Below are 22,928 nucleotides of genomic sequence, written 5' to 3' on the forward strand. Positions count from 1 at the left end.
ACTCGCCGGGGCGTTCGGCCGCACCGGACGGGCCGGGGCGCGGCGGTGTTCCCGGCGGGACCCCCGGAGCCCATCAGCGGTGTCTGCTCTGAGCGGGACCCGGTTCGGCGGGGCAGGTGGAAACCAGGCCGGCGGCGACCGCAGTCGTCGCTTCTCGTTTCTCTTCGGCGTCGTCGCCCGCTGTCTGCTCCTCGGGGGCGGGCGTATCGGTGCGCGGCATGAGGATACGTACCTCCGTGCCGCGGCCCGGGGCGGAGACGATCTCCACGGTGCCGCCACGACGCTCCACCCGGGCACGGATGGAGCGGGCCAGCCCGTGCCGGTCCTCGGGAACGGCACGGGGATCGAAACCGGTGCCGCGATCACGGACGAAAACGCTGACCTGATGCGGTTCCACCTCGGCGAACAGGTCGATATCGGCGACGCCGGCGTGTTTGGCGGCATTCACCAGTGCCTCCCGGGTCGCCCCCAGGACGGCTGTGAAATGTTCCTTCGGCAGGCCGGATCCGGTCTCGTCACCGTCCATCGCGATATCGCCGACCGTCACCGGGGCGACCTTCACACCGTGCTGGTCCTCCACCTCACCGGCGATGGTGCGCAGAGCGGCGGCCAAACTGGATTCCGCCGGCCCGGAATCGTCGAACAGCCAGCGACGCAGCTCGCGTTCCTGGCTACGCGCCAGGCGCAGCACCTCTTGGGGATCCGCGGCCTGCCGCTGGATGAGCGCGAGGGTCTGCAGAACCGAATCGTGCAGATGCGAGGCGATCTCCTCGCGCTCCTCGTTGCGGATGCGGGCGGAACGTTCGGCGTTGAGGGAACGCACCATGCGCAGGGCCAGCGGGACCATCAGCAACCCGACACCGACCAGCGTGGCGGCCACCGCCAGCAGCGCCGAGCCGAGCGAACCCCAGTCGACCTGCGACAGCACCACCACCGTGAGGCCGGCGATCACAAGGGTGACCCCGGCGATGATCCGCGACCAGGTGACGACCGACGGTTTCGCGGGCATCCCCACCAGCGTGCGCGGACCGTCGGCATCGTATTCCCGCCACACCAGCGCCGAGCCCACGGCGATCACGATGACGGGTGCGATCACCCGGGCCGCGGTACCGCTGAACACCCACGAGACCGCCACCGACAACCCCAGCCCGAGCAAGGCCAGCCCGACCGCCTGCCGGCGCTCGGTACCCGAGGGCCGGATATCGTCCGCGCCGTCGGGGGTGAAGATCCACAGCAGGCCGTAGGCCACGGTCCCGGCACCCGCCAGCGCGGACAGCAGCACGAAGGCCATCCGCACCTTGAGCACGTCGACCCCGAGATGGTCGGCGATACCGCCCGCCACCCCGCCGACGATCCGGCCGCCGGAACGGCGCACCAAGGGGCGGGTGCGGGGATCCACCCCGGACCCGGCGGCGGCCCCCCGCGCGTAGAAGGCAGGTCCGAACGGGCACATACCTTCGATACTGGCACGGCCACCTCCCGGCCAGCCATGGGGAAACACCCTGATATCGGTCTTCGCCCCGCCGCCGGCGGTGTTCGGAAAGTTTCGGGAGCAAGTTCAGGGTTCCCCCCGATGCATCCGCGAGCCCGGCGAGCGGACCATGGGTCCATGACGAGAACGAGCTTCGGTGATCAGCTCCAGCAGATGTGGCGCACACGACCGGCTCGCCTGCCCCGGAACGGGCCGATCGCCGGAGTCGCCGCGGGAGTCGGGCACCGCTACGGTGTCGATCCGGTGCTGGTACGTGTGGCGTTCGTGGTCTCCACCATTTTCGGCGGCGCGGGAATCGTGCTGTACCTGGCCGGATGGCTGCTCTTCCCCGAACCCGGCGCACAGGCGTCGATGGCCGAATCACTCACCCGGCGGGATTCGCAGAACCAGACCAAGACCATCGTGTTGATCGTGGCGCTGGCCATCGCGGTGAGCACCATGGGTCCGGTGGGTGTCGGGCTCGGCGGCTCGGGGATCGTTTCGCTCGCGCTCATGCTGGCCGGCTGGTGGATGCTCTACCTGCGGGCACCGGAACCGCCGCCGCTTCCGGACGGAACGGCCGAGCCGCAGCCGTTCGGCGCGCCGGGCACCACCGGTTATCCCGGCATCGTTTTCCCGCAGGGTCCCGCCGACCCCTACACCGCCCACGTTCCCGGTGTCTACACGCCGTACACCAAACTGCCGGACCGCTACGAACCGGCCGATCCGGCCGCCACACCGGCTCCGGACCTCGGCCGCGCCGCTCCCGAACCGGCGCGGACGGCGGATACCCCTGCGGGACCGGACCCCGCGCTATCGGCCGAGCCGCCCGTACGACCGGTGCGCGGTTCCGCGGTACCCGGCACACCCGCACCGGCCGAGGCGGGTACCCCGGCCACCGGCACCCCCGATCCGACCGGAACAGCGGTGCCGGCGAGCCCGGGGGACCGGCTCGGCGACTCCACCGCCGGCCAGGGAGGTTCTCCGGACTCCGCCCAACCGGGCCCGGACCCCGCGGCGAGTCACACCTCCGGCGCCGGCACCTCGATCGATATGAGCAAACCCGGCGACCCGCTGCTCACGCAGCGCACACCGCCCTCCTGGGACCCCCTCGGGGTGGCGCCGCTGGCCTGGGACCTGCCCGCGCCGGCACCGGCCCGCACGGTGGCCCCCACCGCGGACGAACCGGCGCGCTCCCGGTTCACACCGATCGTTGTGGGCCTGGCCGTCCTCGCCGCGGCGGGTGCCGGTGCGGCCGCCGCGGCGGGCGCCGAATGGATGACCCCCGCGCGGATCGCCGCCGTAGCGCTTGCCGTGATCGGTCTGGGACTGGTCGTCGGCGCCTTCCGGCGCCGGGGCCACGGATTGCTGCTCGTCACCGCGCCGCTGGCGGCGTTCGTTCTGCTGGCCGCGGCGGTCGGCCCGGTCGATATGCGCGATTCCACCATGGGCGAGCGCACCTGGGCCCCGGCCGCGTCCACCGAGCTGCGCCCGGACTACACGGTCACCATGGGGTCGGGCACGCTCGACCTGCGCGGAATCGAATTGACCGAGAACAAGACAGTGGATCTGTCGGTACAGATGGGGCAGGCGATGGTCCTGCTACCCGAGAACATGAACGTCCGCACCGACTGCACCGTCCGCATGGGCGAGGCGCGCTGCCCGGACGGGCTGACCGGTCCGGGCGGTGACGCCCCGGTATTGGACTTGCACGTCCGGGTCCGGATGGGTGAAGCGGAGGTGCGACGTGGCTGAGCAACCGACGAGTACGGATTCGACGAGCCGTGGTGGACGCCGGAACCGGGGGTTCTCTCCCGGCCTGCTCATCAGCGGCCTGCTCGCCCTACTGGTCAGCGCCTGGACGCTGCTGGGGCCGGGCCACTGGGAGCTCACGAGCATCGTTCCCCTCGGCTGGCTCGTCGTCGCGACGGCGATCGTCATCGGCCTGTTCCTGGTGGTCTCACCCCGGAAACACCGCTGACGGCCACCCCCACGTCGTTCTCGTCGCGCGCCACACCCCGTACAGCGGAAACGGCCGGACCTCTGTGCGGGTCCGGCCGTTCCTACTGTGCGCTCACTCCCATTCGATGGTGCCCGGCGGTTTACTCGTCACATCCAGCACCACTCGGTTGACCTCGGCGACCTCATTGGTGATCCGGGTGGAAATCCGCTCCAGTACGTCGTAGGGCAGCCGGGTCCAGTCCGCGGTCATCGCGTCCTCGCTGGAGACCGGGCGCAGCACGATCGGATGCCCGTAGGTGCGGCCGTCACCCTGCACTCCGACGCTGCGCACATCGGCGAGCAGCACCACCGGGCACTGCCAGATCTGCGCGTCCAGACCCGCCGCGGTCAGCTCCTCACGGGCGATGGCATCGGCCTGGCGCAGAGTGCGCAACCGGTCCTCGGTGACCTCGCCGATGATCCGGATGGCCAGTCCCGGCCCGGGGAAGGGCTGGCGGGCCACGATCTCCTCCGGCAGCCCCAGCTCCCGGCCGACCGCGCGGACCTCGTCCTTGAACAGCAGGCGCAGTGGTTCGACGAGCTCGAACTCCAGATCGTCGGGCAGCCCGCCCACATTGTGATGCGATTTGATGTTCGCGGTACCGCTGCCGCCGCCCGACTCCACCACGTCCGGGTACAGCGTGCCCTGCACCAGGTATTCCACCTTCGGCACGGCCGATCCGGCGGACTGTTCGCCGACGACCTCGCCCACCGCGTCCTCGAAGGACCGGATGAACTCACGACCGATGATCTTGCGCTTCTCCTCGGGATCGGTGACCCCTTTCAGCTCCCCGAGGAACTTGTCCACCGCGTCCACGGTGACCAACCGGGCACCGGTGGCGGACACGAAATCCCGCTGCACCTGTTCGCGTTCCCCCGCACGCAGCAAGCCGTGATCGACGAAAACACAGGTCAGCCTGTCGCCGATGGCCCGTTGCACCAGAGCACCCGCCACGGCACTGTCCACCCCACCGGACAGGCCGCAGATAGCCTGCCCCTCCCCGATCTGCTCCCGTACCCGCTCGATCATGACCTCGGCGATACTCGCCGGCGTCCACTCCGGCGCGATACCCGCCATTTCGTGCAGGAACCGGCTCAGCACCAGCTGCCCGTGCGGTGAATGCAATACCTCGGGGTGGTACTGCACACCCGCGAGGCGGCGCTCCCGGTTCTCGAACGCCGCGACCGGCGCACCCACCGTGGTACCGGTGACCTCGAAACCCTCCGGAGCATCGGTGACCGCGTCACCGTGGCTCATCCACACCGGTTGCACCGTGGGCAGCCCCGCGTGCAGCAGGCCGCCGTCGATATCGAGTTCGGTGCGCCCGTATTCGCGGGTGCCGGTATGGGTCACCGTGCCGCCCAGCGCCTGCGCCATCGCCTGGAACCCGTAGCAGATACCGAATACCGGCACATTCAGCTCGAAGAGCCGGGGGTCGAGCGCCGGGGCCCCCTCGGCGTACACACTGGCCGGGCCGCCGGAGAGGATCACCGCGAGGGGCTGCTTCTCCGCGATCTCCGCCACGGTCGCCGTATGCGGCACCACCTCGGAGTAAACACTCGCCTCCCGGACCCGGCGGGCGATCAGCTGTGCGTACTGCGCCCCGAAGTCGACAACAAGGACCGGTCTCTGGGAATGCGTCACCCGTAAGAGTCTAGTGAGCCTCCGGCACCCGCCCCTACCTGGGCGGGCCCAGGGTAGCGGCGAGGAGCGCGGAGCACCGCCCCGGCTGCTCGGCCGCTCGGGGAGCGCAGAAGAACTCGAGCAGGCCGCACCACAGCGCCGAACTCGGCGAGGCCCACAGAGGGTGGAACCCGCGACAGAGGGTGGAACCCGCGACGCCGCAGGCGGCGCCGGCTCAACGAACGGTGAGCCCCACCTTCTGGAACTCCTTGAGATCGGAGTACCCCGCCTTCGCCATGGACCGGCGCAGCCCGCCGACCAGGTTCAGTGAGCCGAAGGGGTCGTCCGACGGCCCGGTCAGCACCTGTTCCAGAGCGGGGCGTACCGGCGCGGGGCGCGAGGTATCGCCGAGGACCAGTTCGTCGACGAGATCCCAGGGTTCGTCCAGCGACAGCAGCGATCCACGCGGTACCGACGGATGGGCGGCCGCCGAGGGCCAGTACCAGCCGCGGCCCGGCGCTTCGGCGGCAAGCGCCAGCGGGGCGCCGAGCATGGCGGCATCCGCGCCGCAGGCGATCGCCTTGGCCAGCTGACCGGAGGTGTTGATATCGCCGTCGGCGATCACGTGCACATACCGGCCGCCGGTTTCGTCGAGGTAGTCACGGCGGGCCGCAGCGGCGTCGGCGATGGCGGTGGCCATGGGGACACCGATACCGAGTACCTCGCCGGTGGTGGTGGCGCCCGGCTGGGAGCCGTAGCCGACGATCACACCGGCGGCGCCGGTCCGCATCAGATGCAGCGCCGTCCGGTGATCGCTGACGCCACCGGCGACCACCGGAACGTCGAGTTCGGCGATGAAGGTTTTGAGATTCAGCGGTTCACCGGCGCCGACATGTTCGGCCGAGATGATGGTGCCCTGTACCACCAGCAGATCGATCCCCGCCTGGAGCAGGCCCGGGGTGAGTGCCTGCGCGTTCTGCGGGCTCACCCGCACCGCCACGGTGACCCCGCCGGCCCGTACCTGGGCCACCGCGGCGGCCAGCAGATCGGGCTGCATCGGCGCGGCGTGCAGTTCCTGCAGGAACGCCACGGCCCGCTGGGGGCCACCTTTGTCGGCGAGTTCGACCAACTGCTCGATCTTGGTCGTTACATCGGCGTGCCGCGCCCACAGACCCTCACCGTTGATCACCCCGAGACCACCGCGCCGCCCCATTTCGATGGCGAATTCCGGGGAGACCAGGGCGTCGGTGGGGTGGGTGAGGAAGGGGATATCGAACCGATAGGCGTCGAGCTGCCAGGCCAGCGAAACCTGGCTCGCCGAGCGAGTCCGGCGCGAGGGAACGATATCGACATCGTCCAGTTCGTAGGTCCGGCGAGCCGTCCTACCCATTCCGATCTCGACCATATCGCGCACGAAAAGAACTCCTGTGTTTATGGCGGCGCCTCCGGCACCGCGGGCTCGAGCCCCCGAGACGTCGTCCTCGCGCCCGCGACCCGCGCCTGCGGCGCATACGCTTCGCGAGCGGAAAGGCGGCGCGGGCTCACCCTTCGGGGGTCTCGTGAGACTCGGCACCGGTGTGATGCGTTTCACCTGGTGAACCGCGCATTTCAGATAGACCTTACACCGCGCCCGGAGCGAGCCGGGGTCCGTGTTCATCGGCGCGCCGATGAACACGGACCGCTGGGACTACCGGCCGGTGTAGTTGGGGGCCTCCACGGTCATGGTGATGTCGTGGGGGTGGCTCTCCTTCAGCCCCGCCGCGGTGATCTGCACGAACTGAGCCTGCTGCAGATCGGCGATGCCCTGTGAGCCGGTGTAACCCATGGCGGCCCGGAGCCCGCCGACCAGTTGGTGGATCACCTGGTTGACCGGCCCCCGGAAGGGCACCCGCCCTTCGATGCCCTCGGGCACGAGTTTGTCCTCGGCCAGCACGTCGTCCTGGAAGTACCGGTCCTTGGAGAAGGATTTGGCCTGCCCACGCCCCTGCATGGCACCGAGGGAACCCATCCCGCGGTAGCTCTTGAACTGTTTACCCCCCACCAGGATCAATTCGCCCGGGGATTCGGCGGTACCGGCCAGCAGCGACCCCAGCATGACGGTGGAGGCGCCGGCGGCGATGGCTTTGGCGATATCGCCGGAGAACTGGATACCGCCGTCGGCGATGACCGGAACGCCGGCGGGTGCGCAGGCGGCGACCGCCTCGAGGATCGCGGTGATCTGGGGCGCGCCCACACCGGCCACCACGCGGGTGGTGCAGATGGAGCCGGGCCCGACACCGACCTTCACCGCGTCGGCACCGGCCTCCACCAGGGCCGCGGCGCCCGCGCGGGTGGCGATATTGCCACCGACCACCTGGATACGATCCCCGACCTCGGCCTTGACCTTGCTGACCATGCTGAGCACCTGGCGCTGATGCCCGTGCGCGGTATCCACGACGAGCACATCGACTCCGGCGTCGGCCAGTGTCATGGCACGCGACCAGGCGTCGTCACCGACGCCCACCGCGGCACCCACCAGCAGCCGGCCGTCGCGGTCCTTGGTGGCATCGGGGAACTGATCGGTCTTCACGAAGTCCTTGACCGTGATGAGCCCGCGCAGCCGGCCGTCGCCGTCGACGATCGGCAGTTTCTCCACCTTGTGCCGGCGCAGGAGACCGAGCGCGGCTTCCGCGGTGACACCCTCCTGGGCGGTGATGAGCGGCGCCGGGGTCATCACATCGGCGACACGCCGGTTCTGGTCGACTTCGAAACGCATATCCCGGTTGGTGATGATGCCGACGAGCGCCCCGGTTTCGTCCACGACCGGCAGGCCGGAGATCCGGAAGCGAGCACACATGGCGTCGACCTCGGCCAGGGTGTCGGTGGGCCGGCAGGTCACCGGGTCGGTCACCATCCCGGCCTCGGACCGTTTGACCGTTTCGACCTGACTCGCCTGGTCGGCGACCGAGAGGTTGCGATGCAGCACACCCATACCGCCGGCCCGGGCCATGGCGATCGCCATCCGGGCCTCGGTCACGGTATCCATGGCGGAACTGACCAACGGGGTGCGCAACCGGATCTCCCGGGTCAGCCGGCTCGATGTCTCGACCGAACTGGGAATCAGGTCCGAGGCGGCGGGAAGCAGCAACACATCGTCGAAGGTGAGGCCGAGCATGGCGATCTTGTCCGGATCGTCACCACCCGTATGAGGGCGGACAACGGTGCGCTCGCCCGGTACGGGATTACTCATTCGGATCGACCCCTCCTGGACGTCGACAGAGCTACCGCGGTATGACGACCCGATAGCGAACTGTTACTGGGATTGGACTGCGGCGCCGGCTCGATTCTCCGGCGGTGGCCGGGTGATCGGATCCTCGTCGGCGCCTGGACACCATGGTATCGGTCCGCCTGGACCATGGATCAACTGAGGGCATTGCCGAAACTGACGGCGCGGACGGCTGGCGCAGACCACCCTGTTCTGCGTACCGTGGGGATGTGCGTGACCATCTACCACCTGGCTTGCCGCCGGATCCGTTCGCCGGAGACCCCGCCGACCCGTCCGCCGCGCTCGATGCCATCGAGCCGGGGGAACCGCTGGATCCTCATGAGCGCCTTGCGGTCGAAGAGGATCTCGCCGATCTCGCAGTCTACGAGGCGCTACTGGCCCACCGCGGTATACGCGGGTTGGTGGTGAGCTGCGAGGATTGTCGGCAGGATCACTATCACGACTGGGATATGCTGCGCGCGAATTTGTTACAGCTCCTGGTCGACGGCACGGTGCGGCCGCATGAACCTGCCTACGACCCGACTCCGGAAGCTTACGTCACCTGGGATTACTGCCGCGGCTACGCCGATGCTTCGATGAACGAGGCGTTCCACGGCGACGGGTTCGACGCTTTCGACAGCTGAGTCGGGGGCGCCGGGGAACTCCGGCATGATCGGCCGGTACGCGACGGCCGATCGATTTTTCGTGTCCGCGGCGCGGTCACCAGCACAGCACTACGAAGCCACGGGTGACCACCCTCTCGCGGATGGCCACTCATGAGAAAAGCCGATCGCTACGCGATCGGCTTTTTCGTTTCTTCTCCTCCGCGTCCGGTCGGCTCCGGGACTGCGGTCAGTTGCTCGTACCCGCCGGCGGGGTCGTACCCGCCTGCGGGCTGGACGGAGCCTGGGTGGCCGAGGGCACGGGGGTCGCCGGAACCTGGGGAGCGGTCGGCGCGTCCGGCCCCGGAGAGCTGATCGTCGAAGGAGGCGGGGTGGACGGCACCACCGTATCGGCGCCCGGAGCGGCCGGCGTGGTCGCTCCAGGGGTCTCCGGGACGGCGGTGGTATCGCCCGGGGCGATATCCGGTGCCGTCGGGTCCGGAGCACCGGTATCCGGATTCGGCGCACCGGTATCCGGGTTCGACGTACCGGGACCGGGCGCGACCGGAGCCTCGGTGTCCGGCGCGGTGGGCCGGTCGCCGCCCGGAAGTTCCAGCGGCAACGGGGTGTCACCACCCGGTGGTGTGGTCACCGTGGCATCCGGGCGCTGTGACGTCCCGCCCGGTGCCGGCTGGACCGGCGTCCCCGGCTCGGGGGCAGGAACGGAGCGCTCGAGTTCGGCGGCGATCTCGGGAGCGCGAGCGCGGACCTCCTCGAGGAGCTGCTTCCAGCGGTCGACCAGTTCGTTGCGTTTCACCGGATCGTCGACCTGGGTGGCGTTGGCCGAAGCCTGTTCCAGCCGCGCCTTGGCCTGTTCCGGCTTCCCCTGATCCAACAGTGTCTGCGCCTCGGACAAATTGTCGTCGGCGTACTGCACGACCGTGCTCTGGGCCTGTTCGCTGAACACCACCTCTTTGACGCGCCACAGCGCGTCACCGGGTTCAGCCTGGTAGGAGAACACGGACAGACCGCCGAATACCAACGCCAGCGCGGCCGCGGTGGTGGCTATCGGCCGGAGCAGCCGCAACCGGCCGCCGGACTGCGCGCTGATACGTGCCTGTCGTGCGCCGATTTCCTGATTGACCGCCGCGACCACCGTATCGAGATCAGGTGCGTCCGGTAGCGGCGGCGCCACGATCTCGGCCCGCCAATCCGCCAGCAATGTCGCCAGCTGGAGTTCCTCGGTGCTCTCGGTGGGAATGGGACCGCCGCGGGCGATCGCGTCGATCAGTTCGTCATCACGACGAACCGCGACGATATCGACCGGTTCGGAGCCGGTACCGGAGCCCTCGGCGTAGGGATCGGTGTTCCGCGATGCACGCCGCGCCCATCTGTCGCCCCGACCGCGCCCGCCATCCCTAGCCATACATTTCACCTGCCCTCGCCACTTGTGCTTTCAATTTTGCGAGTGCCCTGTGCTGGGCGACCCGTATCGCTCCCGCCGTACTGCCCACGGCGGTCGCGGTTTCTTCCGCTGACAGACCCATGACCAAGCGCAGAACCAGGATCTCCCGGTGTTTCTCCGGCAACGTGGCCAGCAGAGCGTTCATCTGCCGGCTCGTTTCCGATTCGAGAGCTCGCTGCTCCGGCCCGTGGTCGGTGGATATGACATCTGGTACTTCGGCCATCGCCTCCGCCTTGTTACGGGAGGCATTGCGATGGGCATCGGCGACCTTGTGCGAAGCGATTCCGTACACGAAGGCCATGAACGGGCGCCCCTGGTCCTGATACCTGGGCAGCGCGGTCATGACCGCTAGACAGACCTCCTGCGCTACATCGTCCGCGGAGAGTTGCCCACGCTCCGCGACACCGATCCGCGCGCGGCAGTACCGCATCACCAGCGGGCGGACCATCTCCAGTACCTGAGCTAAAGCGGACCTGTCGCCCTGCGCAGCGGCGGCGACGGCGCGGTCCAACTCTTCGCCCATGTGCGTCATCGTCAGCGGAATTCCTGGCGTTACAAAGTGGCACGGTCGGTGACGACCGGTGCTTCCGCCGGTCCAGCGGAACGGGATCAACAATAGGACACACGAAGCGGTCCCGGTCGAGATGGTGGGCTCCGAGTCAGCGACCCGCGTCGCGGAATCGCCCGCCACGCCGGGCAATGAGCTCTCGGCAGGCGCTCGCGTCGCTCTCGGCCGTGTCGCCTGTGGCGGCATCTCCGGCCCGAAGACCGCTCCGCAACAGGGCGCAGGCCCAGCGCAGCGGTACGAGCCCGGACGTCCGGCACTGCTGGTCGACCAGAGCGGCCAGCGCGGCCGACCGATCCGTATCGCCGGTGGCCCCGGCGGCCGCGGCGACCAGGAGCCGCGACTTCACCTGATGACGTACCGACGGGCCGCTCTCGGAAAGAGCCAGCGCGGCTTCGGCTTCGGCCAAGCCGGTGTCGGCCCGGCCGCCGGCAAGCGCGGTTTCGGCGCGTACCCAGTGCAGCCGCACCCGGACACGCGGCCGATCCGGCCCCGCCGGTTCGGCGTATCCGCTGGTGTCCGGCACGGAATCCAGCAGGGCGGCGCACCGGTCGAGCAGCCGGGTGGCCAGGGCGAGCCGGCCGGTGCCGAGCGCGTCGGCGGCGAGACCGATCAATGCGTCGGCGGCCGCCTCGAGAATGTCGGCAGCGGTGCCGTATCCGTCGGGTGGCGTTCCCGCCCCGGGCGGTAGCGGCCCGCAGGACGCGGGGACGGCGGGAGGTAACGCCGGCAACGCGAGTGCTGCGGCACGGCCGTCGTGGTGCGCGGCGCGGGCGTGCCAGCCGAGCTGGCGCAGCAGTGAGCCCTCCGTGGACGCGGCGAGTGATAGCAGAACCGGATCGGAGGTCGCCGAGCGTAGTCGGCGCAGCGCCACCCGTGCGGCGGCATAGTGCCCCGCGCCACCCAGAGCCACGGCTCGCCACCACTTTTCGAGAGGGCGGCCCGGCTCCGGCAACTCGGCAGCTGACCGGATCGGTACCGCGCCGAACGCGGCGGCGCCGAGCAGGGTGGACGATGTTTCGGAAGGGGGAACCGGGGCGAGCACCGGTGCACTGTACCGGCCGGTGCTCCCGATTTCGGAAGAAAACCACCGAACGGCCTCGCGCCTCGCGCAGTTCAGCTATCTTTCAGCATTAATGGAATCGAGAGTGTTTCGATCGGGTTAATCCCGGCCCATCAATCCATGAGCGGACGTGCATCGAATTCGTGGGCGTTTCGCTCAATTAACGTGGATGCCGCCCGGCGGCCATCTGTGATCGTACCGAGATCAGCGCGCCGGCCGTCGGCCCGGGCCGATGGCCGGCGCGCAATTCGGTCCAGACCTTTCCGAAGCCCCCAGCTAGTCGCGCTCATCAGGGAAAACAGTGGCCAGCGCGCGCGATTCGACGGATTCGACGACGAGGCAACCGTCCAGTATCCCCGGAAGATTAGCGGAAGTAAACAGTAAACGACGTTAAATTCACGCTGCGAAATACCCGACAAATCGGAGCGCCGAACTATTGACGGAATTTCCCCGGTACCCCTAACGTAACTCATCGCCACGGACGGCGCCGCGCGAAAACGGACGGACGCCGGCGGCGCACCACGGCCGACGCATGTGGCCCCGCACGCTCATACGAGCGCCGGGCACACCGGAAGTTGTAACCGTCACTCGCTCGACAATGCCGACGAGCTCGCGTCTACGAGGAGTTCAACCCATGCCCATGCCCACCCACCTTCCCGGACCGAACGCCGATGTCTGGGACTGGCAGATGCGCGGTTCCTGCCGTGGCGTGGACTCGGCGGTGTTCTTCCACCCCGACGGCGAACGCGGCAGAGCCCGCGCCGCCCGCGAGATGCGCGCGAAGGAGATCTGCCGCACCTGCCCGGTGCTCATGCAGTGCCGCTCGCACGCGCTGAAGGTCAGCGAACCCTACGGGATCTGGGGCGGAATGTCGGAAACCGAACGGGAGATGCACGCCCGCCGCAACCGGCGCCGGATGGCGGTGTAACCCTTCGCGCGGCCCCGAGGCCGCCATATCCGGCGCGAAACCGTGGGTGAGGCGGGACCGCATACGATCTCGGTCATAGCATGTGGTTATTGTTATGACCGATGACACAGGAAAGTAGCGAGCTCTCAACGCTCCTGCAGCGTTGTGGTCACTCGGATGCCGAGGCTTTCGCCGAACTCTACGACCGAACCCGCACGCGGGTCTTCGGACTGGTGTTGCGTGTCCTACAGGATTCCGGATTCGCGGAGGAAACCACCCAGGAGGTCTACCTACAGACATGGCGGACCGCCGCGAGTTTCGATCCGGCCCGCGGGTCCGCCGTGACCTGGCTGATGACACTGGCGCATCGGCGCGCGGTCGACCGGGTCCGCGCCGAACAAGCCCATACCCAGCGTGAGATCGCCTACGGGGCCCGCATACTCGGCCAGGACTACGACGCGGTCATCGAGGAGGTCGAGCGCAAACTCGACCATCAGGCGGTGGTCGTGGGCCTACGGGCGCTCACCGAGACACAGCGGGAAGCGATCTCGCTTGCCTATTACGACGGCCGCACGTACGCGGAGGTGGCCCGGCAGCTGGATGTCGGCCTACCGACCGTCAAATCCCGGATCCGGGACGGGCTGACGCGATTGAAGAAGAGTATGGGGGTCGCCGCGCCGATGGGCGAGCGGCGGCCGGCACGAGAACGGGCCGTTCACATTCGGGGCTGAATGTGAACGGCCCGTTCTTCATCGCACGCCTCCGACCGGCGGCGGACCTCCGCCGGCCGGAACGCGCTCAGTGGGCGTGGCCGTGCCCGTGGTCGTCCTCGGCTTCGGCGGGCTTGTCCACCACGGCGCTCTCGGTGGTCAGCACCATACGGGCCACCGACGCGGCGTTGATCACGGCCGAGCGGGTCACCTTGACCGGATCCACGACACCCTCGGCGAGCAGATCACCGTAGCTGAGCGTGGCGGCGTTGAAGCCCTCCGCACCCTCGGCGACCTTGGCGGCCACCACCGCGCCGTCGACGCCGGCATTGGTGGCGATCCAGTACAGCGGCGCACGCAGCGCGCCCCGCAGCACCTCGGCACCGATGACCTCGTCACCGGACAGCCCGGCGACCAGACCGTCGAGCTTCGCTCCGGCCTGGACGAGCGCGGTACCGCCGCCCGGGACGATACCTTCCTCGACGGCGGCCTTGGCCGCGCTGACCGCGTCCTCGACCCGGTACTTGCGCTCCTTGAGCGCGGTTTCGGTGGCCGCGCCGACCCGGATCACCGCGACACCACCGGCCAGTTTGGCCAGCCGCTCCTCCAGCTTCTCCCGGTCCCAATCGGAATCGGTGGCCTCGATCTCGCGCCGCAGCTGAGCGCTGCGTGCGGCGATATCGTCCTTGGTGCCGGCGCCGTCGATGATCGTGGTGGTGTCCTTGGTGACCACCACGCGCCGGGCCGAGCCGAGCACCTCCAGACCGGCCTCCCGCAGGTTGATCCCGAGATCCGGGTTGACCACCGTACCGGCGGTCACCACGGCCAGATCGTCGAGGAACGCCTTGCGGCGATCGCCGAAGAACGGTGCCTTGACCGCGACGGCCTTGAGGGTCTTGCGAATGGAGTTGACGACCAGGGTGGACAGCGCCTCACCCTCGACATCCTCGGCGATGATCAGTACCGGCTTACCGGATTCGGCGATCTTCTCCAGCAGCGGCAGCAGGTCCGGCAGCGAACTGATCTTCTCGCGGTGCAGCAGGATCTGCGCATCCTCCAGCACGGCTTCCTGGCTGTCGGTGTCGGTGACGAAGTAGGGCGACAGGTATCCCTTGTCGAACTGCACACCTTCGGTGACGACCAGTTCGGTCTGCAGAGTGGAGGATTCCTCGACGGTGACCACACCGTCTTTACCGACCGTGGTGAGCGCCTTCCCGACCATTTCGCCGATGACCTCGTCCCGCGAGGAAACAGTGGCGACCTGGGCGATGGCCTTCTCACCGCTGACCGGGGTGGCCGCGGCCAGCAGGGCCTCGGAAACCGCGTCGGCGGCCTTGGCCAGCCCGGAACCGATCGCGATGGGGTTGGCGCCCGCGGCGATGTTCTTCAGGCCGCCGCGCACCAGGGCCTGGGCCAGCACGGTGGCGGTGGTGGTGCCGTCACCGGCCACATCGTTGGTCTTGGTGGCGACGCTCTTGACCAGCTGGGCGCCGAGGTTCTCGAACGGGTCCTCGAGATCGATATCGCGCGCGATGGTGACACCGTCGTTGGTGACGGTCGGGCCGCCGAAGGATTTGGCCAGCACCACATGCCGGCCCCGCGGCCCGAGAGTGACCTTGACCGCATCGGCGAGTTTGTCGACACCGCGCTCCAGCGCCCGGCGAGCCGACTCGTCGAACTCGATCTGCTTTGCCATATGTCTTCGCTCCTGTATCTGGTGCGCTTCGAGTTGTGCGGCACAACGCACTCCGCCCCGGGTCAGAGTGCGACACCGGGGCGGAACGCATGCGCGGCGGTCTCTTACTTGCCGACGACAGCCAGCACGTCGCGCGCGGACAGGATCAGGTATTCCTCACCCTGGTACTTGATTTCGGTACCGCCGTACTTGCTGTAGATGACGGTGTCGCCCTCCTGGACATCCAGCGGGATGCGCTTCTCACCTTCGTCGTCCCACCGGCCGGGGCCGACGGCGACAACGGTGCCCTCCTGCGGCTTCTCCTTGGCCGTATCGGGAATGACCAGGCCGGAGGCGGTCGTCGTCTCGGCCTCGTTGGCCTGGACGAGGATCTTGTCCTCGAGCGGCTTGATGTTCACGCTCGCCACGTTGAGCCCTCCACTTTCAGGGGATAACGGTCGTCCGGAACTGTTGTCCCGGACCATCGATTCGGTCACGATGCTGACCCTGCGCAAAGCCCCGTCGTCGCGGGTGCCGGGACCGTCTGCTCAGTAGTCAAGCCGGCACCGGGCAACAATCGGTGCCGACTAGCACTCTATACATGAGAGTGCCAGCGCTCAAGGGCGGGCGGTGCCAATACCCGGATCGTGATCCGAATCGGCCTCGCTGTCACGAATACGCCACGGACCGTGTGCTCCTGGTCGTCGGGTTAGGACCGCCACAAGGGGGTAGACCAGAGGAAAGAGGACTTCCCAATAATTCTCCGACTCTGTAACGTTCGGATAACAGATCGTGACACCATGGGTGATGGTTGTTCGCGAAGCCACCGCTCACCGCAGACGGCAGTGGCTTCGCGGGCAACTTCAGCCATGTCCGGACCGGTCGATACGACCGGAAAACCGCTGGAAGGGAGGTGAAGAGATCATGCGTACGTCACTCGGCATCTCCGCCGGGAACGAGGTCGTGTGCTCCGCACTCGTCACCACCGCGGCCAACGGTGCGCGGTCCTTCGACTACCGGGTCGTATCCGCGGACGCCCATTCCGATCTGGGCGATCTGGTCGCCTCCTCGATCGAGCTGATGACCACCCAGCTCCCCGCCAGCCATCCCCACGAAGCCGTTTTCGGCATTCAGCTCCCCGCCGCCCAGACCTCCGGACTCGACGTCATCGCGGACCGTCCACCCACCGGGGTGGCGGTGGCCTACCGCAGCAAGGAACAAGCACACGCGATCCGGCTCGCCACCGGTAAGAACCGCGAACCGCAATTGGTTCCGGAGACCACCGCGGCCCTCACCTTCCTGCGCGACACCGGCCTGCTGGACCGCTACGGCACGGTCGCCGTGGTGGACGTAGGTGCCTCGGGAAGTACCGTCTCCGTGGCCGATCCGGCCGACGGCACGGTATTGCACACGGCCCGCACCACATCGGTCAGCGGCCGCGCCATCGACGATCTGCTCTACCGGCATCTGGTCGACCAGCACTACGCCCGGCGCGGGACCCGTCCCAACCGGAGCGTGCTGGTGAATCGCGCACGCACCGCCAAGGAACACCTGTCGGTGGCCCAAGCCGTCACCATCGACCACATCGCCGGGCGGCCGCTGAAGCTCACCCGGCCCGATTTCGAACTGCTCACCGCCCGGCTGATGGGCGAACTCGCCCGTTTCGCCGCCATGACCTTCGGCCTGGCCGACCGGGCACCGGAGGCCGTGGTGGTGATCGGCGGCGGGGCGAATATCCCGGCGGTACTGGAAACGCTGCGCACCGAACTGGATCTTCCGGTGCTCACGGTGCCGGACCCGGACGCGGTGATCGCCAAAGGCGCCGCCCTGCTCGCCGATGCCGCCCGCTCCACCACGCCGGTCGCCACGTTCACCCCCGACAAGTCGGGCAACACCCTGCTCAAGGCCTTCGGCACGGTGGCCGGCGCCATCGTGGTGGTGGGGCTCATCGTCGGATACGGGGTGAACACCCTCGCCCCCAGCTCCGACGAGGAGGTCTCTCCCGCCGGAACCACCAGCAGCGCACAGCTTCCCCCGGCCACCACCGCACCGGCCACCACCGCCGCCCCGACCACGACGGAGCTTCCCGCACAACCCACCGGGGAGCCCACCGATATCGTCGAGCAGACCCCGGTGGAGGACGAACTGCCGGTGGCCCCCGACCCCACCACCTACGGCACGCCGCCGAGGAGCGACACTCCGACGACCCCCGAGGCTTCGACCACCACCGGCACCACCCCCATCCAAGCGGAGCCATCGCAACCCACCCTGCGCCCGGACCCGAACCTGCCGCATATCCCGTTCCCGGAGGGGCTGGGACCGCTGGTGGCGCCGCCGTCGACCACCCCGGAAACCCCGGCGCCGAACGCACCCTCCACCGCGGAACCCACGCCCGAATCCGGTTCGCAGAGCACGCAGACCACACTGCGGGTTTCTCCGACACCCCCACCGCCACCCCGATTGCCCGGCACGGGCTCGGCGGGGTGATCGTCCGGCGGTTCCGAGCGGTACGGCCGTCCGCGTCCCGGTGGTCAGCCCACCTGGCTGACCGATACCGGCAACCCCGGATCCGTGGCCACCGATAACGGAGAAGGCGCGGCGCCGCCGCCGATCACATGGGCTCCCAGGGCCGCGATCATCACGCCGTTATCGGTGCACAGCCGGGGTTTCGGAATACGCAGCGTCAAACCCGCCGCAGCGCAACGTTCCCGCGCCAGCGAGCGGATCCGGCTGTTCGCGGTGGCCCCGCCACCGAGCACCAGGGTGTCCACGCCCGTATCCCGCGCCGCGCGAACCGCCTTCATGGTGAGCACGTCCGCGACCGCCTCCTGGAAGGAGGCCGCGATATCGGCTATCGGCAACTGATCGGATTCGACGCCCTCCCGCCGGCGGCCCTCCACATACCGTGCCACCGCGGTTTTCAAGCCGGAGAAGGAGAAGTCGTACCGCGGGTCGCGCGGGCCGGTCATACCCCGCGGGAACGCGATGGCCGCCGGATCGCCGGTGGCCGCGGCCGCGTCCAGCGCCGGTCCACCCGGATAGCCGAGTCCCAGCAGCCTGGCCACCTTGTCGAAGGCCTCACCCGCCGCATCGTCGACCGTGCTGCCCAGCTCGACCAGGGGCTCCGCCAGATCCCGCACATGCAGCAGGTGGGTGTGTCCCCCGGAGACCAGCAGGGCGACACAGGGTGGCATCGGGCCGTGTTCGAGAGTATCCACAGCCACATGACCACCGAGATGGTTCAGCGCGTAGAACGGGATATCCCAGGCCGCCGCATAGGCTTTCGCGGCCGCCACACCGACCAGCAGCGCACCCGCCAGCCCCGGCCCGATCGTCACCGCCAGGGCATCGGGTGCGGCGATCCCGGCCGTGGACAGAGCCCGCCGCATCGCCGGCACGATCGCCTCCAGATGAGCGCGCGAAGCGACCTCCGGTACCACGCCGCCGAAGCGGGCGTGTTCGGCGACGCTGGAGGCGACCTCGTCGGCCAGCAGTTCACAGCTGCCGTCGGGGTTGCGGCGCACGATCCCGACTCCTGTCTCGTCGCAGGAGCTCTCGATTCCCATCACGATCACGAGAGCACCTCGTCCGGAGTGCGGGTCCCGAAATTCGCCGGGACATCGTCGAGGGCGGGCCGGCGCATCGTATAGGCGTCGGCACCGCTGGGATGGTAGTAGTTCTTACGCAATCCGATGATGTGGAAACCGTGTTTGGCGTACAGCGCGATCGCGGCGGCATTATCGGTACGGACCTCGAGGAACACCGGTCCACCGCGCCGGCCCGCCTCGGCCAGCAGCGCCTCCAGCAGCAGGGTCCCGATACCGGCACGATGGCAGGAGGGATCCACGCCGATCGTGTGCACTTCGGCCTCGGGATGTTCGGCATCACCCAGCAGCGCGATCCCCGCGTAGCCCACCATGTTCCCGGCATCGTCGCGCGCGGTGATGTAGCGGTTGTACCGGGCGGCCAGTTCGGAACGGAACGCCGCGGCCTGCCAGGGATCGTCCTCGGGGAAGAGCACCTGTTCCAGCTCCACACAGCCCGCGATATCGGCCGGTCCCATGGGCTCGATACGGATACCCATCGTCAGGCTCCCATCCGGTCGAGGGTGCGGTAGCTGCGTTCGACAGCGTCGGGGCGGCGCAGGTACAGCGGTACCAGCGGCTCCGGCGACGCCCCGGACAGCAGCGCGGCCGCCGCCACCCGTACCAGTCCGGCCGGGGAGGGCGTGTGCACACTCAGCGCGGGCAGCGGGAACAGCGCGGTATGCGCGGCGGACCCGGCGATAACGGTCGCGGCCCCGATTTCCAGATCGGCCGGTTTACCCACCGCGGGACCGCCGAACCGCCGCGCGCCGCGATCGCGATAGCGCGCGGAATACACCTCGCGGCGGCGGGCGTCCGTAACGACCAGCAGTTCGTCCTCGGGCCCCAGCTCCGCCGCACAATCGGCGGCGATGGCATCCAGGCTGCACACACCGTGCACCGGAATACCCAGCGCGTCACCGAAGGCAGCGGCGGTGGCCATCCCGACCCGCAGCCCGGTGAAGGGCCCGGGACCGATTCCGGTGACGACTGCCGCGATATCCGTGCGGGCCACCCCGGCCTCGGCCAGACACTCCAGGATCTGCGGCGTCAGCGCTTCGGCATGGGCCCGGGCATCGATGAGTTGCCGGACGGCGAGGGTGCGCGGGCCGACGGTACCCGGAGCGTCCGCACCGGCGGCCGCATGCCCGAGTTCGACCAAGCCCGCCGTGACGGCGGGCGTCGCGGTGTCGACAGCAAGTGCAAGCATGATCTGGTCAACGATACCGGGTGACCGTCTTCACACCACGGTGGCGCACAGCGCCCCGGTGCCCCACCGACCGCACCTCCAGCCGCTATTCACCCGCACCGGTGTCCACCCACTCCCAAGAGGCGGTGCGCACTTCGGATTCCGGTTCGCGCGACATCCGCACCAGCAGATGGCGGCCGGTGAGCCGCTCGACCATCCCACTACCCCATTCGACCACCACCACCGCGTCGTCGAGGTCGGTATCCAGGTCCAGTGCGTCGAGTTCGTCGAGGTCGCCGCCGAGCCGATAGGCGTCGACATGGACCAGCGGCACCGGCGGGCCGTCGGAGCGGACACCGGCGCGATGCCGGCGGGCGATGACGAAGGTCGGCGAACTCACCCGGCCACCGACGCCCAGCCCTGCGGCGATACCCCTGGTCAGCGCCGTCTTACCGGCGCCCAAGGGGCCGTCGAGCACCACCAGATCACCCGCCCGCAAACCGGTGGCCAGTTCCCGGCCGAGTGCCTCGGTATCGGCGACGGTGGGCAGCAGGCGTTCACCACGGTCACCCACCGGCGGCCTCCTCCCGCGAATCGTCGGTATCGACCACTCCGGCGCGGAGCAGCAGCCGGTCCAGGGCGGCATTCGTCTCGTCCGGATACTGCAGCTGGGGCATATGCGCGGCTTCGGGCAGCCGCACCAGTTCGCAATCACCCAGTTCGCGGGTCAGCGCACGCGAATTGCGGAAAGGTATGACCAGATCACGGGTCCCGCCCAGGACCAGCACCGGAGTATCACGCAGTACCGGCAGTGCCGCGGCCTCGTCGTGCAATTCGATGGCCTTCAGGAATTTCACCACGGTTTCCACCGGCGTGCGGTCGATCATCATGGTGGTGAAGCGCGACAGGGTGGGACTCACCGCTCCGTGGAACGAGCTCACGTGCAGAATCGGGGTGATGATGTGCCGAGCGGTCACCCGGCCGGCCTGCACCAGCGCCGGTGCGATACACACCGCCAGGCGGAAACCATCGATCGCCGGGGTGCGCAGCAACTGCCCGATCCCGGCGGAGGTCACCTCGGCGGCGGCGGTGGACAGCAGCACGACCCCGCGCACCCGTTTCGCGAAGAGGTCCCCGGCGTGCGCGGCCGCGGCCAATATCGCCATACCGCCCAGCGAATGCCCGACCAGGATCAACGGCCCGCGCGGCGCCCGGGCATCGATCACGGTGAGCAGATCACGACCGAGCTGGGCCACCGTGCAGCTGCCGGTTTCCGGGGTGCCCGAACGACCGTGCCCGCGCTGGTCGAACAGGACCAGGCGCAACCGGTACCCCCAGCGCTGCGCCAGATGGCGACGCTGGAAATGGAACGCCTCCATGCTGTTGCAGAAACCGTGCACGAAGACCACCGTCGCCTCGGCATCACCGGTGCCCCATTCACGAGTGGCCAGGCACACTCCGTCGTCCGCGATCACCTCACCGGCGTGATCGTGATCGATCAGTGCGAAGTTCTCGTCCCGGTATTCGTCGCGTACCGGCGGCCACAACACCTTCGCGCCGGCGCGGCGCAGCGTGTGCACCGCCGCCATGGCGCCGACGAATCCGGCCGTGGCCAGTCCACCGCGTAACAACGTGAGCCGTGGTTTCACCGGGACCCTCCCCCTACATATCGCCGGAGTACCCGGCCACGTGGCGCGCACACCACTTCGTAATGAATCGTGCCGAGCAGATCCGCCCAGTCCTGGGCGCGGGGCTCACCCCGACTCCCGGAACCGAACAGAACAGCGGTATCTCCTTCGACGACGCCGTCGGCATTGTCACCCAACTCGACCACCAGCTGGTCCATGCACACTCGGCCCCGGTTCGGGCGGCGCCGCCCGCCGATCCACACCTCCATCCGATTCCCCAGGGCCCGGAACACACCGTCCGCGTAGCCGGCGGGGATCAGCGCGACGGTGGTGTCGGCCGGGGCGATCCATTCGTGGCCGTACGAGACTCCCTCACCTTCGGCAACGGGTTTGACCAGTGCGACCTCCGCCTGGAAGGTCATGGCGGGCCGCAGGTCGAATTCACCGATCTCCGGGACCGGGGTCAGACCGTAGACGGCGATCCCGGGCCGGACCATATCGAAGGCCAGATCGGGCCGGGTGAGAGTGGCGGCCGAATTCGCCAGGTGCACTAGTTCCGGTTCGAGACCGTATTCCTTGGCCGCGGCGATGGAATCCAGGAAACGATCGCGCTGCCGATCGATGACGGAGTGATGGGGCTCGTCGGCATGCGCGAGATGGGAGAAGATGGCCCGGAATCGCACGACCTTCTCGTCGACCAGTTCGCGCAGGGCGGCGAGTACCACGGGATAGCGATGCGGGTCGATACCGTTGCGGTTCAGCCCGGTGTCCACCTTCAGCGAGACCACGGCGGAACGGCCCAGCTGCCGGGCCGCCGCGGCGACCGCCCGCAACTGTTCCAGCGAGGAAACCCCGATCTCGATATCGGCGGCGACGGCGGCGGCGTAATCGGCGTCACAGACATTGAGCCAGCACAGGATCGGCGCCTCGATCCCGGCGGCACGCAGCGCGAGGGCCTCCGCCACGGTGGTAACCCCCAGTTCTGCCGCACCCGCGCCGAGAGCCGCCCGCGCGACCTCCACGGCGCCGTGGTTGTAGGCGTCGGCCTTGACCACCGTCATCACCGCGGCGTCACCGGCATACGCGCGCAGGACCCGCACATTGTGCGCGATGGCATCCAGATCGACGATCGTCTCCACTTGCCCGTTCACAACAGCCGATCCTGCCATCTCCCGAGGTCGGACCCGGCGGCGGCCACCG

Annotated in this window: 21 protein-coding genes; 6 read left to right on the forward strand and 15 right to left on the reverse strand. The window is 68.8% G+C overall.

Features of this window, described 5'->3' with window-relative positions; translation table 11 throughout:
* Window positions 1–73: 73 nt before the first annotated feature.
* Complete coding sequence (locus ACYR7D_RS02115; RefSeq protein WP_459547948.1) at window positions 74–1,453, reverse strand: ATP-binding protein; 1,380 nt, start codon at window positions 1,451–1,453, stop codon at window positions 74–76.
* Between the two features lie 156 nt (window positions 1,454–1,609).
* Here ACYR7D_RS02115 and ACYR7D_RS02120 point away from each other — a divergent pair, with 156 nt between their 5' ends.
* Window positions 1,610–3,226, forward strand: coding sequence for a PspC domain-containing protein (locus tag ACYR7D_RS02120; protein WP_459547949.1), 1,617 nt, complete (start codon window positions 1,610–1,612; stop codon window positions 3,224–3,226).
* Window positions 3,219–3,452 (forward strand): hypothetical protein, encoded by a 234-nt coding sequence (locus ACYR7D_RS02125; protein WP_459547950.1) that lies wholly within the window; start codon window positions 3,219–3,221, stop codon window positions 3,450–3,452. The genes ACYR7D_RS02120 and ACYR7D_RS02125 overlap by 8 nt, the downstream gene beginning before the upstream one ends.
* Window positions 3,453–3,545: 93 nt before the next feature.
* On the opposite strand, the gene guaA is transcribed toward ACYR7D_RS02125, so the two are convergent.
* The 3 genes from guaA to guaB form a co-directional block, all read right to left on the reverse strand.
* A complete protein-coding gene (gene guaA, locus ACYR7D_RS02130; RefSeq protein WP_459547951.1) occupies window positions 3,546–5,117 on the reverse strand; it encodes a glutamine-hydrolyzing GMP synthase in 1,572 nt (523 codons plus the stop codon).
* 214 nt (window positions 5,118–5,331) lie between these two features.
* A complete protein-coding gene (locus tag ACYR7D_RS02135) occupies window positions 5,332–6,510 on the reverse strand; it encodes a GuaB3 family IMP dehydrogenase-related protein (RefSeq protein WP_459547952.1) in 1,179 nt (392 codons plus the stop codon).
* 273 nt (window positions 6,511–6,783) lie between these two features.
* Window positions 6,784–8,325 (reverse strand): IMP dehydrogenase, encoded by a 1,542-nt coding sequence (gene guaB, locus ACYR7D_RS02140; RefSeq protein WP_459547953.1) that lies wholly within the window; start codon window positions 8,323–8,325, stop codon window positions 6,784–6,786.
* Between the two features lie 245 nt (window positions 8,326–8,570).
* Here guaB and ACYR7D_RS02145 point away from each other — a divergent pair, with 245 nt between their 5' ends.
* Entirely contained in the window at window positions 8,571–8,984 is a 414-nt protein-coding gene (locus tag ACYR7D_RS02145; protein ID WP_030522220.1) for a DUF5319 domain-containing protein, read from the forward strand.
* Window positions 8,985–9,192: 208 nt separating this feature from the next.
* On the opposite strand, the gene ACYR7D_RS02150 is transcribed toward ACYR7D_RS02145, so the two are convergent.
* The 3 genes from ACYR7D_RS02150 to ACYR7D_RS02160 form a co-directional block, all read right to left on the reverse strand.
* The gene (locus tag ACYR7D_RS02150) at window positions 9,193–10,368 is read right to left on the reverse strand and encodes an anti-sigma-D factor RsdA (protein ID WP_459547954.1); all 1,176 of its coding nucleotides are present in this window, start codon (window positions 10,366–10,368) and stop codon (window positions 9,193–9,195) included.
* The gene (locus ACYR7D_RS02155) at window positions 10,361–10,939 is read right to left on the reverse strand and encodes a sigma-70 family RNA polymerase sigma factor (RefSeq protein WP_459547955.1); all 579 of its coding nucleotides are present in this window, start codon (window positions 10,937–10,939) and stop codon (window positions 10,361–10,363) included. Before ACYR7D_RS02155 ends, ACYR7D_RS02150 begins: the two co-directional genes overlap by 8 nt.
* Before the next feature lie 127 nt (window positions 10,940–11,066).
* Window positions 11,067–12,017 (reverse strand): hypothetical protein, encoded by a 951-nt coding sequence (locus tag ACYR7D_RS02160; RefSeq protein ID WP_459547956.1) that lies wholly within the window; start codon window positions 12,015–12,017, stop codon window positions 11,067–11,069.
* Window positions 12,018–12,669: 652 nt separating this feature from the next.
* On the opposite strand from ACYR7D_RS02160, the gene ACYR7D_RS02165 reads away from it, so the two are divergent.
* Together ACYR7D_RS02165 and sigK are read left to right on the forward strand one after the other, a co-directional pair.
* Window positions 12,670–12,963 carry a WhiB family transcriptional regulator gene (locus ACYR7D_RS02165; RefSeq protein ID WP_357427507.1) on the forward strand — a complete coding sequence of 98 codons (294 nt, stop codon included), beginning with the start codon at window positions 12,670–12,672 and terminating at the stop codon, window positions 12,961–12,963.
* Between the two features lie 101 nt (window positions 12,964–13,064).
* The gene (gene sigK, locus ACYR7D_RS02170) at window positions 13,065–13,673 is read left to right on the forward strand and encodes an ECF RNA polymerase sigma factor SigK (RefSeq protein WP_459547957.1); all 609 of its coding nucleotides are present in this window, start codon (window positions 13,065–13,067) and stop codon (window positions 13,671–13,673) included.
* A gap of 67 nt (window positions 13,674–13,740) precedes the next feature.
* On the opposite strand, the gene groL is transcribed toward sigK, so the two are convergent.
* Both groL and groES read right to left on the reverse strand, forming a co-directional pair.
* Window positions 13,741–15,348: a chaperonin GroEL gene (gene groL / locus ACYR7D_RS02175; protein WP_459547958.1), complete on the reverse strand. Its 1,608-nt coding sequence runs from the start codon at window positions 15,346–15,348 to the stop codon at window positions 13,741–13,743.
* Window positions 15,349–15,452: 104 nt separating this feature from the next.
* The gene (groES, locus tag ACYR7D_RS02180; protein ID WP_030522227.1) at window positions 15,453–15,755 is read right to left on the reverse strand and encodes a co-chaperone GroES; all 303 of its coding nucleotides are present in this window, start codon (window positions 15,753–15,755) and stop codon (window positions 15,453–15,455) included.
* A gap of 496 nt (window positions 15,756–16,251) precedes the next feature.
* Between groES and ACYR7D_RS02185 the strand changes: the two genes are divergently transcribed.
* A complete protein-coding gene (locus tag ACYR7D_RS02185; RefSeq protein ID WP_459547959.1) occupies window positions 16,252–17,814 on the forward strand; it encodes an Hsp70 family protein in 1,563 nt (520 codons plus the stop codon).
* Between the two features lie 44 nt (window positions 17,815–17,858).
* Here ACYR7D_RS02185 and tsaD read toward each other — a convergent pair whose 3' ends face one another.
* From tsaD to alr, 6 genes are all read right to left on the reverse strand, one after another.
* On the reverse strand, window positions 17,859–18,902 hold the full coding sequence (gene tsaD, locus ACYR7D_RS02190) for a tRNA (adenosine(37)-N6)-threonylcarbamoyltransferase complex transferase subunit TsaD (RefSeq protein WP_459547960.1): 1,044 nt from the start codon (window positions 18,900–18,902) through the stop codon (window positions 17,859–17,861).
* The gene (rimI, locus tag ACYR7D_RS02195) at window positions 18,899–19,411 is read right to left on the reverse strand and encodes a ribosomal protein S18-alanine N-acetyltransferase (RefSeq protein WP_459547961.1); all 513 of its coding nucleotides are present in this window, start codon (window positions 19,409–19,411) and stop codon (window positions 18,899–18,901) included. The genes tsaD and rimI overlap by 4 nt, the downstream gene beginning before the upstream one ends.
* A 2-nt stretch (window positions 19,412–19,413) precedes the next feature.
* A complete protein-coding gene (gene tsaB / locus ACYR7D_RS02200; RefSeq protein ID WP_459547962.1) occupies window positions 19,414–20,121 on the reverse strand; it encodes a tRNA (adenosine(37)-N6)-threonylcarbamoyltransferase complex dimerization subunit type 1 TsaB in 708 nt (235 codons plus the stop codon).
* Between the two features lie 85 nt (window positions 20,122–20,206).
* Window positions 20,207–20,674, reverse strand: a complete 468-nt coding sequence (gene tsaE / locus ACYR7D_RS02205) for a tRNA (adenosine(37)-N6)-threonylcarbamoyltransferase complex ATPase subunit type 1 TsaE (RefSeq protein WP_459547963.1) — start codon at window positions 20,672–20,674, stop codon at window positions 20,207–20,209.
* A complete protein-coding gene (locus ACYR7D_RS02210; protein ID WP_459549975.1) occupies window positions 20,667–21,689 on the reverse strand; it encodes an alpha/beta fold hydrolase in 1,023 nt (340 codons plus the stop codon). Before ACYR7D_RS02210 ends, tsaE begins: the two co-directional genes overlap by 8 nt.
* Window positions 21,690–21,745: 56 nt before the next feature.
* Window positions 21,746–22,897, reverse strand: a complete 1,152-nt coding sequence (alr, locus tag ACYR7D_RS02215; RefSeq protein ID WP_459547964.1) for an alanine racemase — start codon at window positions 22,895–22,897, stop codon at window positions 21,746–21,748.
* Window positions 22,898–22,928: the final 31 nt, after the last annotated feature.

This window comes from Nocardia sp. X0981, assembly GCF_977089955.1.

Coding starts and splice junctions, on each gene's coding strand:
- ACYR7D_RS02115 (WP_459547948.1), bottom strand. CDS start 1,453: ATGTGCCCGTTCGGACCTGCCTTCTACGCGCGGGGGGCCGCCGCCGGG.
- ACYR7D_RS02120 (WP_459547949.1), top strand. CDS start 1,610: ATGACGAGAACGAGCTTCGGTGATCAGCTCCAGCAGATGTGGCGCACA.
- guaB (WP_459547953.1), bottom strand. CDS start 8,325: ATGAGTAATCCCGTACCGGGCGAGCGCACCGTTGTCCGCCCTCATACG.
- ACYR7D_RS02150 (WP_459547954.1), bottom strand. CDS start 10,368: ATGGCTAGGGATGGCGGGCGCGGTCGGGGCGACAGATGGGCGCGGCGT.
- ACYR7D_RS02155 (WP_459547955.1), bottom strand. CDS start 10,939: ATGACGCACATGGGCGAAGAGTTGGACCGCGCCGTCGCCGCCGCTGCG.
- ACYR7D_RS02165 (WP_357427507.1), top strand. CDS start 12,670: ATGCCCATGCCCACCCACCTTCCCGGACCGAACGCCGATGTCTGGGAC.
- sigK (WP_459547957.1), top strand. CDS start 13,065: ATGACACAGGAAAGTAGCGAGCTCTCAACGCTCCTGCAGCGTTGTGGT.
- groL (WP_459547958.1), bottom strand. CDS start 15,348: ATGGCAAAGCAGATCGAGTTCGACGAGTCGGCTCGCCGGGCGCTGGAG.
- ACYR7D_RS02185 (WP_459547959.1), top strand. CDS start 16,252: ATGCGTACGTCACTCGGCATCTCCGCCGGGAACGAGGTCGTGTGCTCC.
- rimI (WP_459547961.1), bottom strand. CDS start 19,411: ATGGGTATCCGTATCGAGCCCATGGGACCGGCCGATATCGCGGGCTGT.
- tsaB (WP_459547962.1), bottom strand. CDS start 20,121: ATGCTTGCACTTGCTGTCGACACCGCGACGCCCGCCGTCACGGCGGGC.
- ACYR7D_RS02210 (WP_459549975.1), bottom strand. CDS start 21,689: ATGGCGGCGGTGCACACGCTGCGCCGCGCCGGCGCGAAGGTGTTGTGG.
- alr (WP_459547964.1), bottom strand. CDS start 22,897: ATGGCAGGATCGGCTGTTGTGAACGGGCAAGTGGAGACGATCGTCGAT.